The 16766-nt window shown below is 68.5% G+C and carries 15 protein-coding genes; 8 read left to right on the top strand and 7 right to left on the bottom strand.

Annotated features, from left to right (window positions below):
* Positions 1-100: 100 nt before the first annotated feature.
* Positions 101-1483 carry a lysozyme inhibitor LprI family protein gene (locus BLA15945_RS01310; protein WP_233464094.1) on the top strand — a complete coding sequence of 461 codons (1383 nt, stop codon included), beginning with the start codon at positions 101-103 and terminating at the stop codon, positions 1481-1483.
* 68 nt (positions 1484-1551) lie between these two features.
* Here BLA15945_RS01310 and BLA15945_RS01305 read toward each other — a convergent pair whose 3' ends face one another.
* Together BLA15945_RS01305 and BLA15945_RS01300 are read right to left on the bottom strand one after the other, a co-directional pair.
* Positions 1552-1800, bottom strand: coding sequence for a hypothetical protein (locus BLA15945_RS01305; protein ID WP_059240140.1), 249 nt, complete (start codon positions 1798-1800; stop codon positions 1552-1554).
* Between the two features lie 588 nt (positions 1801-2388).
* On the bottom strand, positions 2389-2823 hold the full coding sequence (locus BLA15945_RS01300) for a universal stress protein (protein ID WP_059240142.1): 435 nt from the start codon (positions 2821-2823) through the stop codon (positions 2389-2391).
* 370 nt (positions 2824-3193) lie between these two features.
* Here BLA15945_RS01300 and BLA15945_RS01295 point away from each other — a divergent pair, with 370 nt between their 5' ends.
* From BLA15945_RS01295 to BLA15945_RS01270, 6 genes are all read left to right on the top strand, one after another.
* Positions 3194-4678 (top strand): amidase, encoded by a 1485-nt coding sequence (locus tag BLA15945_RS01295; RefSeq protein ID WP_059240144.1) that lies wholly within the window; start codon positions 3194-3196, stop codon positions 4676-4678.
* A 316-nt stretch (positions 4679-4994) separates the two neighbouring features.
* Positions 4995-5687, top strand: a complete 693-nt coding sequence (locus tag BLA15945_RS01290) for a hypothetical protein (protein WP_174991273.1) — start codon at positions 4995-4997, stop codon at positions 5685-5687.
* 121 nt (positions 5688-5808) lie between these two features.
* Positions 5809-6630 (top strand): arylamine N-acetyltransferase family protein, encoded by an 822-nt coding sequence (locus BLA15945_RS01285; RefSeq protein ID WP_174991272.1) that lies wholly within the window; start codon positions 5809-5811, stop codon positions 6628-6630.
* A gap of 114 nt (positions 6631-6744) precedes the next feature.
* Positions 6745-6921: a ribbon-helix-helix protein, CopG family gene (locus BLA15945_RS01280; protein WP_059240150.1), complete on the top strand. Its 177-nt coding sequence runs from the start codon at positions 6745-6747 to the stop codon at positions 6919-6921.
* 1 nt (position 6922) lies between these two features.
* The gene (locus tag BLA15945_RS01275; RefSeq protein ID WP_059240152.1) at positions 6923-7273 is read left to right on the top strand and encodes a VOC family protein; all 351 of its coding nucleotides are present in this window, start codon (positions 6923-6925) and stop codon (positions 7271-7273) included.
* A 7-nt stretch (positions 7274-7280) separates the two neighbouring features.
* On the top strand, positions 7281-8141 hold the full coding sequence (locus tag BLA15945_RS01270; RefSeq protein ID WP_174991271.1) for a class I SAM-dependent methyltransferase: 861 nt from the start codon (positions 7281-7283) through the stop codon (positions 8139-8141).
* 22 nt (positions 8142-8163) lie between these two features.
* Here BLA15945_RS01270 and BLA15945_RS01265 read toward each other — a convergent pair whose 3' ends face one another.
* From BLA15945_RS01265 to BLA15945_RS01250, 4 genes are all read right to left on the bottom strand, one after another.
* Positions 8164-13005 (bottom strand): NAD-glutamate dehydrogenase, encoded by a 4842-nt coding sequence (locus tag BLA15945_RS01265; RefSeq protein ID WP_174991270.1) that lies wholly within the window; start codon positions 13003-13005, stop codon positions 8164-8166.
* A gap of 192 nt (positions 13006-13197) precedes the next feature.
* Positions 13198-13386: a 4-oxalocrotonate tautomerase gene (locus BLA15945_RS01260; RefSeq protein WP_011354745.1), complete on the bottom strand. Its 189-nt coding sequence runs from the start codon at positions 13384-13386 to the stop codon at positions 13198-13200.
* A 51-nt stretch (positions 13387-13437) separates the two neighbouring features.
* Positions 13438-14214, bottom strand: a complete 777-nt coding sequence (locus BLA15945_RS01255) for a class II aldolase/adducin family protein (RefSeq protein WP_059240158.1) — start codon at positions 14212-14214, stop codon at positions 13438-13440.
* On the bottom strand, positions 14189-15082 hold the full coding sequence (locus tag BLA15945_RS01250) for an urea transporter (protein WP_174991269.1): 894 nt from the start codon (positions 15080-15082) through the stop codon (positions 14189-14191). The genes BLA15945_RS01255 and BLA15945_RS01250 overlap by 26 nt, the downstream gene beginning before the upstream one ends.
* A gap of 255 nt (positions 15083-15337) precedes the next feature.
* On the opposite strand from BLA15945_RS01250, the gene BLA15945_RS01245 reads away from it, so the two are divergent.
* The gene (locus BLA15945_RS01245) at positions 15338-15898 is read left to right on the top strand and encodes a putative glycolipid-binding domain-containing protein (RefSeq protein WP_059240162.1); all 561 of its coding nucleotides are present in this window, start codon (positions 15338-15340) and stop codon (positions 15896-15898) included.
* Here the strand turns inward: BLA15945_RS01245 and BLA15945_RS01240 are convergent.
* Complete coding sequence (locus BLA15945_RS01240) at positions 15853-16764, bottom strand: alpha/beta fold hydrolase (RefSeq protein WP_059240163.1); 912 nt, start codon at positions 16762-16764, stop codon at positions 15853-15855. The genes BLA15945_RS01245 and BLA15945_RS01240 overlap by 46 nt on opposite strands.
* Between the last annotated feature and the right edge of the window lie 2 nt (positions 16765-16766).

Below are 16766 nucleotides of genomic sequence, written 5' to 3'. Positions count from 1 at the left end.
TGCCGGCTGTTTCGCCCGCCGGGCAATTGATGGACAATCCGCGCTGGAGGCCGGCAGGGCCTCGATCCGCGAGCGCGCCATGACCGTCGAGAACCCATTCGTGATATTTCGCGTTGAAGCGCCGTTGCGGCCTACGTGGCTGCTCGTGCTGCTCGCGCACGCATTCCCCGCTTTCGCGGCAGGGCTCGACTGTGCGCAGGCATCCAGCCCGACGGAAAAGGCCGTGTGCGCGTCGAACGACCTGCATCTGGACGACGGCCGGCTGTCGGCCTTTTACCGGAAGTTGTCCGGCGTGTTGCCTCAGGATCAACGCGCTGCGTTGCGGACCGCGCAACGCGGCTGGCTGACGACGCGCGATCGATGCGGCGCCGATCATGGCTGTATCGAGCAACGCTATCTGACGTGGATCAGCGACCTGCAATCGCAATTGGCCGTGGTGCTCGCCTATCGCCCCGACGCCGAAGACAAGGCCGCGCTCGACGATTTGCGTACGCGCGTCGATCAGGCGCGACGAACGGATGCGAGCTCGCCCGTCGAGCAGGTGATCGCACGGCTGCGGATCAGGACGGCAGTCACGCGGTTTTCCAGCGCGTCCGATGACGGGCAGGGCGCGGCGTTTCCGACGACCCGGCCCGACGGCGTGACAGCCGACGAATGGAAGGCGTTGAAGGCGTCGCACGTCGATGGCGACGACACGGAGGCGAGCGCGTCCTACACGCTGATCGATCTGGATGGCAACGGGCAGCGCGATCTGGTGATCGAGTCGGCGGCGAACGGAACGGGGTTGTGGTCGTCGGTCGACGTCCTGCGCCGTAACGGCGGCAAGTTCGAGGTGCCCGGCGATTCGAACGGGGCGATCGAGCGCAGCCTGTACACGACGAATGGCCGCGGCGCGAATCAGGCGGCCGACTGGATTCGCTTGCGCGGGCGCGTCTATGCGCTGTATCGCGACAGTCACTACGGCGTCGATGATTTTTACTTGCTGCGACCGTTTACCGTCGTCGACCGGGTGCCGATGCTGACGGTGCATTACCGCTACCGCCTGTCGGTGCCGATCGAACAGCACAAGGACGGCAAGACGGGTTCAACGATGCTCGACGGCCCGCTGCAGATGGCGCTCGAGCAGGCGCTGCGCGATGTGAGCGACAGCCAGGCGCGCGATGCGGGCGCCGGCAAGCCGCTGTGCCCGGTTCCGTCCACGGTGCAGGGCGATGACCGCGCCGCGTATTCGAACTATGGGCCCGGCCACTATTCGTACGAGATCGTCGGCGACATGCCGGTGCATGTCGGGGGCACGTGCTATATCGGCCGCTTGATCGACTGGTTTGGTCAGTACGGCAAGGACGGCCTGATGGCGCAACTGTCGATGCGTCTTCCCGCCAACGATACGGACCGCGAGCAGACGTTCAGCGTGAACGGTGTCCGGACCGTGACGTCCGTCGCGGCGTCGATCGGGAAAATGACGGTCAACAGCGGGAATTGACGCGGGCGCGCGCGGCTTCGGTTCGGCCATTTCGACTTGAACGCGACCGGCACGTCACCGGATTCCCGTCAACGGTTCGCCAGCGCGACGTCCTGATTGCCTCGACCGGTCACCAGGCAGCCCGACATGAAGGCCTCGCTCTGGCTGCCGGCGGCGGCTTCGCCGAAACCGCGGCCAAGCGCGTCGGCCTTGACCTGCGCGGCGCCTTGCTCGCACGCGAGCGGGCTGGCGTCGCGGCCCTGCGCATGCAGGATCGCGCGATCGCCGATGAGATAGGCCAGCAGCGCAAAAACAGCGATATGTACGGCTCGTCTCATGGTTTGTCTCCTCGTTGCCCAAGCGTAACGCGGACACGTTTGACGAAGCACTTGGGGCTTCCCCCGGTAAACGTCTGCTGAAAAAGGTGGCGGGGCGGGCGGGGTGATCCCGTCCTGTTTTCCGGATTTTGCGTGGAAAGGAGGGGGCGCGGCCCGGCGCGCGATTCGCGCGAGTTTGACGAATGTCAGGGTACGGTCAGGCGGAGACGGTTGTGCGGACGTTCAAAGCGATAGCATGAATACATGATTTGACGGAACGCGATGGCGGATGAATGCATCGGTTCCGGCAAGCAGGTGCGTGTTGAACAGCGCTGTCGAAATAGTGAGGAATCCAAATGTTGAACGTCTCTTCCGTCCTGATCAGTCTTGCCCCGTTGTGGGCCATCCTGCTGATGGCGTCGTCGGCTGCCGCGTATTTCGTGTTCTGGCGCAAGGTCATCGACTGAGTGCTGCACGATGGCGGGTACGCGTGCGATGCACGGCGCCCGCACGTCCCTCGTCCTTCGTCGCACGTTCGACGGTCGCGGGCGCAAGGCTGCGGGCCCGTCGGGCGGCCGGCGTCAGCTGCGCCGCCGTGCCGGATGCCCGTCATTGCACGGCCGTCACCGGCACGTTCGAAATGCGCACCAGCCGGCTCATCACGCTGCGGCGAAATACCGACATCAGCGCATGCAGCGGATCGTGCCGCGGCGCGACCACCACGATCTCGTCACAGCCGGTCTCGGCTGCCGCGGTTGCGATCGTGTCGGCCACCGGGCCGACCTTCATCACGACGGTGTATCTGACACCGGCCTCTCGCAGAATCCGTTCCGCCATCGCCAGATCGTCGGACGCGAACTTCTCCTCGATCGAGCGCAGCCGCGACAGCGGGTAATAGGCCTCGAGCCGCGTCGATTCGAGCGGCGCCTGCACGTTGATCAGCACGATCTCCGACGCGCACCGTTCGCGATAGAGGAATGTCGCGTGGCGAACCGCCTGAAGCGAGCGGGGCGAGTGACCGACCGGAACCAGCAGCTTGAGCATGAACGATGTCCAGGGAACGAGATGCTTCCAGCGTAGCGTGCGGCCGGATCGAGCCATCTAAAGAAATCGGGCGGCCGCATAAAAATCGCGTTAACGCGTGCGGCCGCGTGACGCGCCTATTAGAAATATAAGAAATTTTAGTTTATGCGCATAAACGATTTCATCGGCCGGAACGGCGTGAGCGGTCCGGTAGGCGCCGCCCCGATTTAGTCGGATCCGCAATGAATCGCGACGGAAAATATCGGAGGTCGCCGATCCGGCGTCGCGTAGAGTAGAACATCGGCCGCGGCGCGGCCTCTCCCGGCCGGCCCGGGAGCGATCGCCGCCGCTACGCGGCCCGCCATTCCATCCCGATTCCAGGAGACCCCGCATGCCGCACGGCGCCCCGCAGTTTCTCGCCTCCGCTTCCATTTCCGTCGATCCGATCGTGCGCCTGTCGGCCAGCGAGCTCGCCGCGGCGATCCGCAGCCAGGCGGTGTCGTGCGTCGAGACGATGCGCGCGTATCTCGACCACGTCGAGCGCGTGAACGGCGCGGTCAACGCGATCGTCGCGCTGCGCGACCGCGATGCGCTGCTCGCCGAAGCGGCGCAGAAGGATGCCGAGCTGGCGCGCGGCGAGTACCGCGGCTGGATGCACGGGATGCCGCAGGCGCCGAAGGATCTGGCGATGACGAAGGGGCTGCGGACGACCTACGGCTCGCCGATCTTCCGCGAGAACGTGCCGCAGGCCGATTCCGTCGGCGTCGCGCGGATGCGCGCGGCCGGCGCGATCTTCATCGGCAAGACCAATACGCCCGAGTTCGGGCTCGGTTCGCACACGTTCAACGAGGTTTATGGCGCGACGCGCAATCCGTACGACCTGACGAAGAGCGCGGGCGGCAGCAGCGGCGGCACGGCGGCGGCGCTGGCGGCGCGGATGCTGCCGGTGGCGGACGGCAGCGATTTCGGCGGTTCGCTGCGCAATCCGGCCGCGTTCTGCAACATCTACGGCTTTCGTCCGTCGCAGGGCCGCGTGCCGCGCTGGCCGGGCGTCGACGTGTACATGCAGCAGCTCGGCATCGAAGGGCCGATGGGCCGCACCGTCGGCGACGTCGCGCAGCTGCTCGCGATCCAGGCCGGCTACGACGCGAACGATCCGCTGTCGCTCGCGGAAGATCCGGCCGTGTTCGCGCAGCCGCTCGATGCGGACCTGCGCGGCAAGCGCATCGCGTGGGTCGGCGACTGGAACGGCTATCTCGCGACCGAGGCCGGCGTGCTCGCGCAGTGCGAGCAGGGGCTGGCGACGCTGCGCGAGATCGGCTGCGACGTCGATGCCGCGCTGCCGGCGTTCGCGCCCGACCGGATCTGGCGCCTGTGGCTCGCGCACCGGCACCTGCTGTCGGGCGGCGGGCTGCTCGCGCACTATCGCGACCCGGCGCGGCGCGCGCTGCTGAAGCCCGAGGCGATCTACGAGGTCGAAGGGCTGCTCGCGATGCAGGGCGCGGCCGTGTTCGACGCGAGCGTCGAGCGCACCGCGTGGCATCAGGCCGTGCTGCGTTTCTTCGACCGCTACGACTTCATCGCGGCGCCGACCGCGCAGGTGTTCCCGTTCGACGTCGACCAGCGCTGGCCGAAAGAAATCGCGGGCCGCCCGATGGACACCTACCACCGCTGGATGGAGACGGTCGTGCCGTGGACGTTGGCGGGCTGCCCGGTGATCAACGTGCCGGTCGGCTTCAACGACGCGGGGCTGCCGATGGGGATGCAGCTGATCGGACGCCCGCGCGCCGATCTCGCCGTGCTGCAGCTCGCACGCGGCTACGAGCAAGCGGCCGACTGGGTCAGCCAGCGGTTGCCGGCGTGGATGGCAGCGTAACGTCGCGACCGGCGGGAAGCCGGTAGCAGGCGGGCGAAACGGGCGGCGGCGAGCCGCCCGTTTCGTTTTGAGGCGATGCGTTGCGCCGCCGGCGCATGCCGGAACCTGCCTCGATTGATGCAACCGGAGAACGAATCGCAGGACGTGCATGACATCGCGCGGCAAACGCGCGCGAATCTGCGCGCCGGTGTCCGTTGGTCGCCGAATTGCAAGCGGTCGCGTGGCCTGATTTCGTTTCGATGTGTTTCAGTCGTTGCGGCGGCGCGCGACGCGCTTCGACAATATCGCCTCGACAATTCGGGCACGAGGGAAACACATGAAGCACATTCGCGCGACGGGCCGGCACCTGGCCTCGGCAGGCATCGCGTTCGGCATCCTGATCAGTAGCGCCGCACACGCGCAGCTCGACCTGCAATCGATCGGCGCATCGCTGCTCGGCGGCGCCGGCGGGCAGCAGCAAGCTGCGCCCGCGCAGGGCGGTGTCGCGCAGTTGCTGCAGGCGTATGTCGGCGCGAACCAGCAGGTGCTGACCGGCCAGTCGTCGCTCGCGTCGGCGATGGGGCTGACGGGTGCGGCCGGGCAGGCGCAGCAAGCCGCGAGCCAGCTGTCCGGCGGCGATGCGCTGACGCCGGCCGCGCTGTCGCAGATGGGTGGCGCGCAGCAGTCGGTGTCGCAGGCGCTCGGCCAGGCGTTCGCGAGCGGCGGCGCAACGCACGGCCCGGTCGACAAGCAGGCGTTCAGCAACGGCCTCGCGTCGCTCGGGCAGGGGCTCACGCAGTATTCGCAACTGCAGTCGGGGCTCGGCAATCTCGGTTCGACGAGTGCGGCGTCGCTGCTGCAGTCGGGCCTGAATCCGCAGAACATGCAGGCCGCGTCGTATATCGCGCAAAGCGCGCCGGGCCAGTTGCAGTCGCTTGCCGCGACGCTCAGCCAGGCCGTGCAGTTCGCGACGAGCCAGGGCATTTCGGTGCCGTCGGTCGCCGCGTCCGCGCTGAAGCTGCTGCCGTAACGTCGTGCGGGTGCGCGCGATGCGGTGCCGGCATCGCGCGCGGCGACGGACGATCGCGCCGCACAACATGGGGATGTCGCGCGATGCTATCGTGGCGTGTCCCTTTTATCGGTGCCGGTTCATGACTGACTCGTTCGACCTCTCGCGCTATTTCTCCCGCATCGGCTACGACGGCCCGGTCGAGCCGACGCTCGACGTGTTGCGCAGGCTGCATCTGCTGCATCCGCAGGCGATCCCGTTCGAAAACCTCAATCCGCTGACCGGCGCACGCGTCGCGCTCGACCTGCCCGCGATCGTCGACAAGGTGATCGAGCGCCGCCGCGGCGGCTACTGCTTCGAACTCAACAAGCTGTTCCATGCCGCGCTCACGACGATCGGCTTTCGCGTGACGCCGCTGATCGCGCGCGTGCGCTGGATGCGGCCGCCCGAGATCGTCACGGCGCAGACGCACATGCTGCTGCGCATCGATCTCGACGGCGCGGCGTGGCTCGCGGACATCGGCTTCGGCAGCGCGACGCTGACCGCGCCGCTGCGCTTCGTGCCCGGCGAGCGGCAATTGACCCCGCATGGCGCGTTCCGCGTGGTCGACGCGCCGGTCGACGGCGAATTCGACATGCAGTTCGAGATCCCCGACGGCTGGCAGACGACCTACCGCTTCTCGTTGAAGCCGGCCGAATGGATCGATTACGACGCCGCGAACTGGTTCACGTCGACGTATCCCGAATCGATCTTCGTGAACGACCTGATCGCATGCCGCGTGCTGCCGGACGGCCGTGCGGCGTTGCTCAACACGGCGCTGACGCTGCGCGACGCGGCGGGCGCCGGGCGCACCGTCACGTTCGACAACGCAGCCGAGTGGGGCGCGTGCCTGCGCGACACGATCGGCATCAATACGGCGGGTTTCGATCTCGACGCGCTGTTCACGCGGCTGGCCGCGCGGTAACGCGCACGCACGATGCGCGCAAGCGGCCCGCCTGCGGGCCGCGCCTCGATGCAATCGATCCATTCCGCCGCAGGCGCGGTTGACATTTGCTAGATTGCTAGCATACTAGTATTCATGACCGACGAAGAAGTGAAGCAATTCAACGTGTACCTGCCGCTCGGCCTGATCCGGCAGGTCAAGCATCGCGCCATCGAAACGGAGCAGTCGCTGTCCGCGCTGGTGGCCGATGCATTGCGCGCGTACCTGGCCGCGCCGCCGCCGGGCGCGGCGCCGTCCACCAAGGAGGAGTGACATGTCATCCGAGCGAATCGAAGCCGTGTACCTGACGACGCACAACTGGGGCAAGTCGGCGAAGTTCTTCCAGGCGCTGGGCTTCAAGCTGGAATTCGAAACCGATCACCACTCGGGCCAGTTGCGCAGCGGCGACGGTCCGTTCCTGTTCATCGCCGAAGTGCCGCCGGGCGAGACGCCGGCCATGCAGGTCGTGCTCAAGGTGCCCGATGAGCAGGCGGTGCAGCCGCAGCCGATCGTCGAGGTCGTCACGCCGTTCGAGGATACTCACTGGGGCACGCGCGACATGACCGTGCGCGACCCGGACGGCCGCGTGTGGCGCCTGCAGGCGCCGGGCAAGCAAGGCGCGTGAGGCCGGCATGACCGACCTCCGCGAAGGCGCCCCCGACAGCACGGCCGCCCGCGTCGCGCTGTGGCGCGCGCTGCACGTCGAACTCGACGCCCCCCCGCATGTGCTTGCCGACGAAGTCGGGCTTCGATTGCTCGCGCCGGAACCGGGCTGGCAGCAGCGCGGCGACATGGATCCGCAATTCACGCGGCCGTTTCGCGCGTCGATCGTCGCGCGGGCGCGCTTCATCGAGGATCTCGTGGCCGAGCAGGCCGCGCGCGGCGTGAGCCAGTACGTGATCCTCGGCGCCGGGCTCGACAGCTTCGTGCAGCGCCGGCCGGAGATGGCGTCGCGCGTGACCGTCTTCGAAGTCGACCCGCCGGCGCCGCAGGCCTGGAAGCAGCGCCGCCTGGCCGAGCTCGGCTACGGCGTGCCCGGCTGGCTGCGGTTCGTGCCGGTCGATTTCGAGGCGAAGCAGTCGTGGCGCGACGCGCTCGTCGGCGCCGGCTTCGATGCCGGCAAGCCGGCCGTCGTGGTGTCCACCGGCGTCAGCATGTACCTGACGCGCGAGGCGAACGCGGCCGCGCTGCGCGAAGTCGCGTCGCTCGCGCCGGGCTCGACGCTCGCGATGACGTTCCTGCTGCCGCTGGAACACGCGGACCCGGACGTGCGTCCGGGGCTGGAAATGGCCGCGAAGGGCGCACGTGCGAGCGGTACGCCGTTCATCAGCTTCTTCATGCCGGCGCAGATCCAGGCGCTTGCGCTGGCGGCCGGTTTTGCGAAGGCCGCGCACGTGTCGGCCGCCGACCTGACGCGCCGTTACTTCGCCGATCGCACGGACGGCTTGCGGCCGCCGAACAACGCCGAAGCGCTGCTGGTCGCGACGGTCTGATCCGTCGCGTTCGTGACGCCCGTCACGCGCGTTCGAGTACGGCCATTTCCCGCACGACCACGAGCAGCACCGCCAGGCTCGCACCGCCCGATGCGCGCAGGTCCGTGAGCAGGTGCTCGTAGCGGGCCAGGGCGGCCTCGCGGCGTTCGCGCCACGCGCCGACGATCGTCTCGGGCGTCGTCGAATCCGGCGATTCCGCGAGCGCGCTCGTCGTCAGCGTGCGCTTCAGGCGCGCGACTTCCGCAAGCGCGGCCGCGCGCGCCAGCATGTCCCAGTGCGTCGGCGTCGGCAGTGTCGCCGCGCGCTCGCTGATCCACCCGTAATTGAGCAGCGTACCGAGCGAGAAATAGACGCCCGCGACGAGTTCGAGGCTGCGGTTGCTGGTCGCGGCCACTTCGGCGATGTCGAGCAGCGCCGCTGAAATATCGCCGCTCGCGACGCGTACCGCGAGCGCGCTGTCGACGCCGGCTTCGACCAGCACGCGCTGCCGCTCGGACAGCGCATCGAGATCGTCGGCCGGCAGCAGCGACGGCAGTTGCGGCGCCAGCCGCTCTGCCGCATCGCGGCAGCGTGCGATCAGCTCGGCGACGCCGCCGTCGGCCACCGCGCCGGACTGCAGATGCCGCAGGAACCACAGCGCCGCGCGCTCCAGCAGCCGCGCGACGTCGACGAACATGCGCGCCTGCACGTCGTCGGCCACGCGGTTGTCGAGCGCGTCGATGTCGCGCCATACCGCATCGAGATCGAACACGTCGCGCGCCATGATGCACGCGCGCACGATGTCGCCCGGCTTCGCGTCGGTTTCCTCCATCAGCCGGTGCACGAATGCGCAGCCGACGCGATTCACGAGCGCGTTGGTCAGGTGCGTCGCGAGAATCTCGCGGCGCAGCGGATGGCGGCCCATCGGTTCGCTGAAACGCTGCTGCAGCGGCTTCGGGAAGTAGTCGACCAGCATCGCGGCCACCAGCGGATCCTCGGGCACGTCGGATTCGAGCAGCGCGTCGTAGAGCCACATCTTGCTGTACGCGAGCAGCACCGCGCGCTCCGGCGACGTGAGGCCGAGCTTCGCGGCTTGCCGCTCGGCGACTTCGTCGTCGGTCGGCAGGAATTCGATCACGCGGTTCAGCCGGCCCGCGCGTTCGAGCCAGCGCACCAGCCGCGCTTCGGCGTCGAGCAGTTCGACCGCATAGCGGCCCGCGATCGACAGCGCCTGCGTCTGGTAGTAGTTGTCGCGCAGCACGAGCAGCCCGACTTCGTCAGTCATTGCCGCGAGCAGTGCGTTGCGCTGCTTCTCGGTCATTTCGCCGTCCGACACGACGAGCCCGAGCAGGATCTTGATGTTGACTTCGTGATCCGAACAATCGACGCCGGCCGAGTTGTCGATCGCATCCGTATTCATGCGGCCGCCGCGCTGCGCGAACTCGATGCGGCCGAACTGCGTGCAGCCGAGGTTGCCGCCTTCGCCGACGACCTTGCAGCGCAGGTCCGCGCCGTTCACGCGCACCGCGTCATTGGCGCGGTCGCCGACCTGCAGGTGGGTTTCGCGCGCGGCCTTCACGTAGGTGCCGATGCCGCCGTTGTACAGCAGGTCGACCGGCGCCTGCAGGATCGCGCGGATCAGCTCGGTCGGCGGCAGCGCGTGCGCGTCGATGCCGAGCGCGGCCTGCACGGCCGGCGACAGCGGGATCGTCTTCGCGGTGCGCGGATACACGCCGCCGCCCGACGAAATCGCGGCCGGATCGTAGTCGGCCCAGCTCGAGCGTTCGAGCGCGAACAGGCGTGCGCGCTCCGCGAAGCTCGTCGCGGGATCGGGGTTCGGGTCGAGGAACACGTGCCGGTGATCGAACGCGGCGACGAGCCGGATATGCGGCGACAGCAGCATCCCGTTGCCGAACACGTCGCCCGACATGTCGCCGACGCCGACCACGGTGAAGTCGGTCGTCTGCGTATCGATGCCCATCTCGCGGAAGTGCCGCTTCACCGATTCCCACGCGCCGCGCGCGGTGATCGCCATCTTCTTGTGGTCGTAGCCGACCGAGCCGCCGGACGCGAACGCGTCGTCGAGCCAGAAGCCGTATTCGTGCGAGATCGCGTTCGCGTAGTCGGAGAAGGTGGCCGTGCCCTTGTCGGCGGCGACGACCAGGTACGGATCGTCGGGGTCGTGACGCACCACGTCGGGCGGCGGCACGATCGCGTTGCCGGCCAGGTTGTCGGTCAGGTCGAGCAGGCCGCGCAGGAAAGTCTGGTAGCACGCGATGCCTTCGCGCATCCACGCTTCGCGATCGCTCGGCGGCGGCGGGTTCTTCACGACGAAGCCGCCTTTCGAGCCGACCGGCACGATCACGACGTTCTTCACCATCTGCGCCTTCATCAGCCCGAGCACCTCGGTGCGGAAATCCTCGCGGCGATCCGACCAGCGCAGGCCGCCGCGCGCGACGCGCCCGCCGCGCAGGTGCACGCCTTCGACACGCGGCGAATACACCCAGATCTCGAACATCGGCTTCGGTTCGGGCAGGCCCGGTACCTTCGCCGGATTGAACTTGAACGACAGGTACGGTTTCGATTCGCCGTTCGCGTCGACGAGGAAGTAGTTCGTGCGCTCGGTCGCGTTGATCACGCCGAGGAACTGGCGCAGGATGCGGTCCTCGTCGAGGTTCGGCACCTGGTCGAGCGCGCCTTCGATCGCTTTCAGCAGCCGTTCGGCCTGCACGTCGCGCGTGTCGCCGGTGGCCGGGTCGAAGCGCAGCAGGAACAGCTCGACGAGTTGCCGCGCAATGGCCGGATTGCCGGTCAGCGCGCGTTCGATATACGCGTCGCTGAACGTCGAGCCGACTTGCCGCAGGTATTTCGCATACGCACGCAGGATCGTCACTTCGCGCGCGCTCAGGTGCGCACGCAGCACGAGACGGTTGAAATCGTCGTTCTCGATCCGGCCGCTCCAGATCCGGTCGAACGCGTCTTCGAACAGGTCTTTCACGCGCTCGATGTCGAACTCGGTATCGTCGGCGAGTTCAAGACCGAAGTCGTGTACCCACGCGTGCGTCGCGTCCTGCGTCTGGATCCGGTACGGCCGCTCCTCGTCGACGCGCACGCCGAGATGCTCGAGCATCGGCAGGCTGCGCGACAACGCGATCGGGTCGCCCGCGCGATAGACCTTGAAGCGGAACGCGCGCGGCTCGGCCTCGATCGGGCGGTACAGGTTCATCGCGAGCTGGCCGGTGTCCTTCACGCGCTCGATCAGCTCGATGTCGCGCACGGCCGTGCGCGCCGGGTAGTCGTCGCGATAGCCGGCCGGGAACGAATCGGCATAGCGTTGCAGCAGGCGGTTGCCTTGCTCTTCGCCGAATGCGTCGAGCAGCGCGTCGGCGAGATCGTCCTGCCAGCGGCGCGTGACCTGCACGAGCCGCGTTTCGAGCTCGCGCGTGTCGACGTCGGGCATCGTGCCCGGTTCGGCATGGACGACGAAATGAATGCGCGCGATCGCCGATTCCGACAGCAGCGGCGTGAATTCGACGTTCACGCCGTTGAACGCGTCGACCAGCAGCTTCGCGATGCGGCGGCGCAGGTCGGTGTTGTACTTGTCGCGCGGCACGAACGCGAGGCACGACACGAAGCGGTCGAACCGGTCGCGCCGCACGAACAGCCGCGTGCGCTGGTGTTCCTGCAGCCGCAGGATGCCGAGCGCGATGTCGTAGAGCTGGTCTTCGTCGGCCTGGAACAGTTCGTCGCGCGGATAGGTTTCGAGCACCGTCACGAGTGTCTTGCCAAGATGCCCCTTCGGCAGGAAGCCCGCGCGCCGCACGATGTTCGCGCACTTGCGGCGCACGATCGGGATCTCGGCGCTCGACACCATGTACGCAGTCGACGTGTACAGCCCGATGAAGCGGCGTTCGCCGGTCACTTTGCCGTCCGCGCCGACGAGTTTCACGCCGACGTAGTCGAGATAGCCCGGCCGGTGCACGGTCGCGCGCGAGTTCGCCTTGGTCAGGAAGATCGGCCACGCGCCGGTGATGATGTCGGCGGCGGCCTGCGGCAGCGGCGTCACATCGGGTGCGCCCGACGGGCGCAGCGATTCGCGCAGGATGCCGTAGCCCGAGCCTTCGATGCCGCGCAGGCCGAAGCCCGTGCCGTCCGAGACCAGCGCATAGTCGCGCTGGCCGAGGAACGTGAAGTGATCGGCGGCCATCCATTCGAGGAACGCGCGCGCCTCGATGTCTTCCGCGGTCGATTCGCGCGCTTTCATCTCCTTGATCGTCGCGCGGGCAATGTCGACGATCTTCGGCCAGTCCTCGACCGATGCGCGCACGTCGCCGAGCACGTGTGCGATGTCCTCGCGCAACGTGTCGAGCAGCGCGGCGTCGCCGCAGCGGTCGACTTCGAAATGGATGAACGACGCGAGTTGCGACTGGCCGTCGCCGGGCGTCGCGCCGCCCGCGTCGACGCGCTCGATGCCGCCGCCCGCGCCGCGCCAGATCCGGAACACCGGGTGCAGCGCCGAATGCAGCGCGAGCCCGAGGCGGTTGACGGCCATCGTCACCGAGTCGACGAGGAACGGCATGTCGTCGTTGACGATCTCGATCACCGTGTGATCGGAATGCCAGCCGTGCTGTTCGAGGATCGGGTTGTACACGCGCAGCCGTTCGCTGCCGGGCACGAATTTCTGGGCGGTCTGCCAGTGCGCCATCGCGGCGCCGTACAGGTCGGCGATGCTGCGGTTCTGCAGATCGTCGGCGTCGACGAAATCGTAGTAGTGACGCAGGAAGGGTTCGACGATCCGGAAGGTGGCTTCGGGCAGGCGCCCGCGCGCGAATTCGACGACATCGGAGAGCAGGTGTGCGACGACTTCCTCGTTCTTCGCTTCCATGGCGGTCTCCTCGTCGGGTGGCCATTGGCTGCTGCGTCTGTCCGGCATTATGGCGCCGATTGCGTGACAAAGCGATGTGCGGGCGCACAACGCAGGCGGCCCGGGGCGGCCGCGTGCGGCGCCCGTCGCGGGCGCCGCAGCGTGTGAATCAGTGCGGGGCGGGCGGTGCCGAAGCGGCGGCGCCGTCGACGCTCAGCGCTCGTCGCTCCACAGCTTGCCGGCCGTCGCCCAGTTCTCCTTCTTCACGTCGGTGAGGATGATATCGACCGAGCCCGGCGCGCAGCCGAGCGTCTCGCAGGTGACGCGCGTGATCGCTTCGACGAATTCGCGCTTCTGGTCGACGGTGCGGCCTTCGAACAGCTGGATATTGAAAGTCGGCATGACAAATGCTCCGGTTGGGATTGGACGATTCGGTTGAATGCAGCTGCGAGGTCAGTCGCGATACGACGGATCGATCCGGTCGAGGCGACGCAGCAGCGCCGGCCATTCCAGTTCGCCTTCGATCGCGCCGCCGTCGCGCAGTTGTTCGGCGGTGCGGTCCGCGATCGCCGGGTCGGGCAGCACGAGCGGCCCGCCGCCTGCTTGCGCGCGCACCTGGATGTCGCAGGCCTTGATCAGCGTATCCATCAGCACATAGGCTTCGGCCACGGTGCGGCCGACCGTCAGCGTGCCGTGATTGCGCAGCAGCATCGCGGATCTCGCGCCGAGGTTCGCGGTTAGCCGCGCGCCTTCGGCCGGCGAGAACGCGAGCGCCTCGTAGTCGTGGTACGCAAGGTCGCCGTGAAAGCGCAGCGCGTGCTGCGACGCGGGCAGCAGCCCGTCGCGCTGGATCGACACGGCGATCCCGGCCGTATTGTGCAGATGCATCACGCAGACGGCATCGGCGCGCGCGGCGTGAACGGCCGCATGCAGCGCGAAGCCCGTCACGTTGACCGCATGCTCGCTGTCGCCGATCCGGTTGCCGGCCAGGTCGATCTTCACGAGGTTCGACGCGCGCACTTCGTCGAACGTGAGGCCGAACGGGTTGATCAGGAAGTGGCCGGGCTCGCCGGGCACGGTTGCCGACAGGTGCGTGTAGATCAGGTCGTCCCAGCCGTTCAGTGCGACGAGCCGGTAGGCGGCGGCGAGGTCGACGCGGCGTGCGCGTTCGGCGTCCGAGATCGGGCCGCCGGGTTTCACGGCATCAGGACGGTGTGCGAATGACGACATCGGGATCTCCGAGGGTGAAGCGGCGCGCGACGGCTACGGTCACCCACGACGCAAGCGCGAACGGGGCCGTGAACACGGGGAGGCCCGCGCGCATCGCGAGCCACTGGATCAGCGCGGCGAGGGCGGCGGCTGCAAGCGCCGCGCGCGGGCCGCGCGGCATCAGCGCCAATGCGGCGAGCGCGCCGTTGAAGCCGAGCAGGCCGTCGGCGAACAAGGCGCCGTTCGCGCCGAGCGCGACCAGCAGCACGGTCGACACGATCGCGCCGCCGAGCGCGAACGCGGCCGCGCGGCGCGACGCGATGGCGACGCCGGCGACGATCAGCAGTCCGGCCCAGGCGCCTTGCGCGAAGGTGGTCTGCGCGACGCCTGAAAGGAGGGCGTCGGCAGTGGAAGCAAGCGTCAGCGCGGGGGCGGCCGTCGCGCCGTCGGCATGCTGCAGCGCGACAAACGGCAGCCACAGCGCGGTGACGGCGAGACACGGGCTCGAATACGGGCACTGGCGCCAGCGGGCGAGCGGCCCGCGCATCGCGCGTTGCACGAGTGCCGCGCCGATCGAGACCAGCGGCACCAGCGCGACGGCGGCGAGTTGATGGGGCGCGAACAGTACGGCGATCAGCGCCGCGAGCGCGCCGTTGAAGCCGTGCAGCCCCTGTTCGACGTCGCGGCGCTCGGCGCCCGTCAGCACGGCGGTCATGCTGGCGGCGGCCGAACCGACCAGCGCAGCGCTCGCGAGGCGCAGGTCGGTCAGCGCCAGCGCGGCGAGCAGCAGCGCGCCGGTGAGCGCATTCGCCTGCAGCACGACCTGCCCGATGCCGCGCAGCAGGATACGCAGGTCGATCGACGGCGGGACGGGGCGGGCGGTAGGCATGATGGCGGCGGAACAGGACGAGCCGCGAGCATAGGACACAATGCCATGCACCGGAATAGGGAATTCTGGATAGTCAGGATTTGTCGTGGATGCACCGAGGTGGGGAATGAGGCGCGGCGCCGCTGTTTGACCGGCGCTGCGTGAACGCTTTCCGATGCGAAATCGGCGTGACCAGCGAATGGGTGCATTCGCCGGCGTTTCCGTCGGCGGATTCGTGCGACGATGCCCGACATCGGGCAACCGGGAGGCGAAAGGATGCGCGAAGTGCGTTGGGCGTCGCTTGAGGGCGACGGGGTCGAACATCTGACGTTCGACCGGAGCGGCGGCGCGATCGTCGTCGAAAGCGCGGTGGTCGGCCAGCGGTACGGCCGCGCGTACGGGCTCGCGTATCGCGTCGAGTGCGATGCGCAATGGCGTGTCGCCTACGCGGTGCTCAAGGTGATGGGCGGCGGCACGCTCGAGTTGCGCAGCGACGGCGCCGGCCACTGGCGCGACGGCTCAGGCCGTGCGCTGCCCGGGCTCGACGGCTGCATCGACATCGACATCGCGGCGACGCCGTTTACGAATGCGCTGCCGATCGGCCGCCTGGGGCTCGCGCGCGGCGAGCGGCGGCCGATCGATGTCGCGTACATCTCGACGCCGGACCTGATGGTCACGCCGGTCAAGCAGGCCTACGCGTGCATCGAGCCGGGCCGGCGCTACCGCTACGAAGGGATCTTCCGGAATTTCACGGCCGAGATGGACATCGACGACGATGGGCTCGTCGTCGACTACGAGACGCTGTTCAGACGCCTGCCGGCACCGACGGGGCGCTGAACCGCGGCGGTCGTGACCGCCGGCCGCTCCTGCGCGGAGGCGAAGCGGTCGATCCGCTGCGCGATCATGTCGGGGTGGCGCAGCACGATCCAGTGGCTGCCGTCGATTTCCTCCCGCACGTGGTCGCCGAGCCAGCGGTCGAGGCCGACCGACATCTCGGGCGTCACGTAGCGATCGCGCACCGGCACGAGGATCTGCACCGGCGCCTGCGCGTACCGTTCGCGCGGCTTGCGTGCCCGCGCGAGGAAGTTCGCGCGGTACATCTGCATCCCGTTCAACGCATTCTTCAGCTGCACGGGATCGCGCTCGGCGCGCACGCGTTCGGTCAGCTGCAGCCAGCGCGGCCACAGCGCCGCGCCGCCGAGCCGCCACACCAGCGACGGCACGAGCGGCAGGTGGAAGAACGCGATGTACCACGACTTCAGGCTCTGCTTGAGCCGCATCTTCGCGCGGAACACGTGATCGAGGCACGGGCCCGAGATCGACGTGTACGACGCGATCCGGCCGCGGAACGCGGGGTCGGTCACGGCCTCCCAGCACTGGATCGAGCCCCAGTCGTGGCCGACGAGGTGGAACGGCCGGCCGCCGCAGGTCGCGTCGGCCACCGCCTTCAGGTCGGCGGCGAGCCGCTCGAGCGTGTAGTCGGCGCGGCGGCGCGGCGCATCGGACGCGCCGGCGCCGCGGACGTCGTATGCGATCACGCGGTAGCGCTTCGCGAGCCGCGCGCGGATCGGCGCCCACACGGCCGCCGAGTCGGGGTAGCCGTGCACGAGGATCAGCGGCGGCGCGCGCCGCGACCCGCTCACGTAGACGGCGAGCTTCACGTCGCCGGACTGGACGGTCAGCATCTCGTGGGCGCGCGCCATGG

The organism is Burkholderia arboris (assembly GCF_902499125.1).
GTDB lineage: Bacteria > Pseudomonadota > Gammaproteobacteria > Burkholderiales > Burkholderiaceae > Burkholderia > Burkholderia arboris.
The sequence above is the reverse complement of the archived record's forward strand: the minus strand, read 5'-3'. Positions and strand labels throughout refer to the sequence as shown.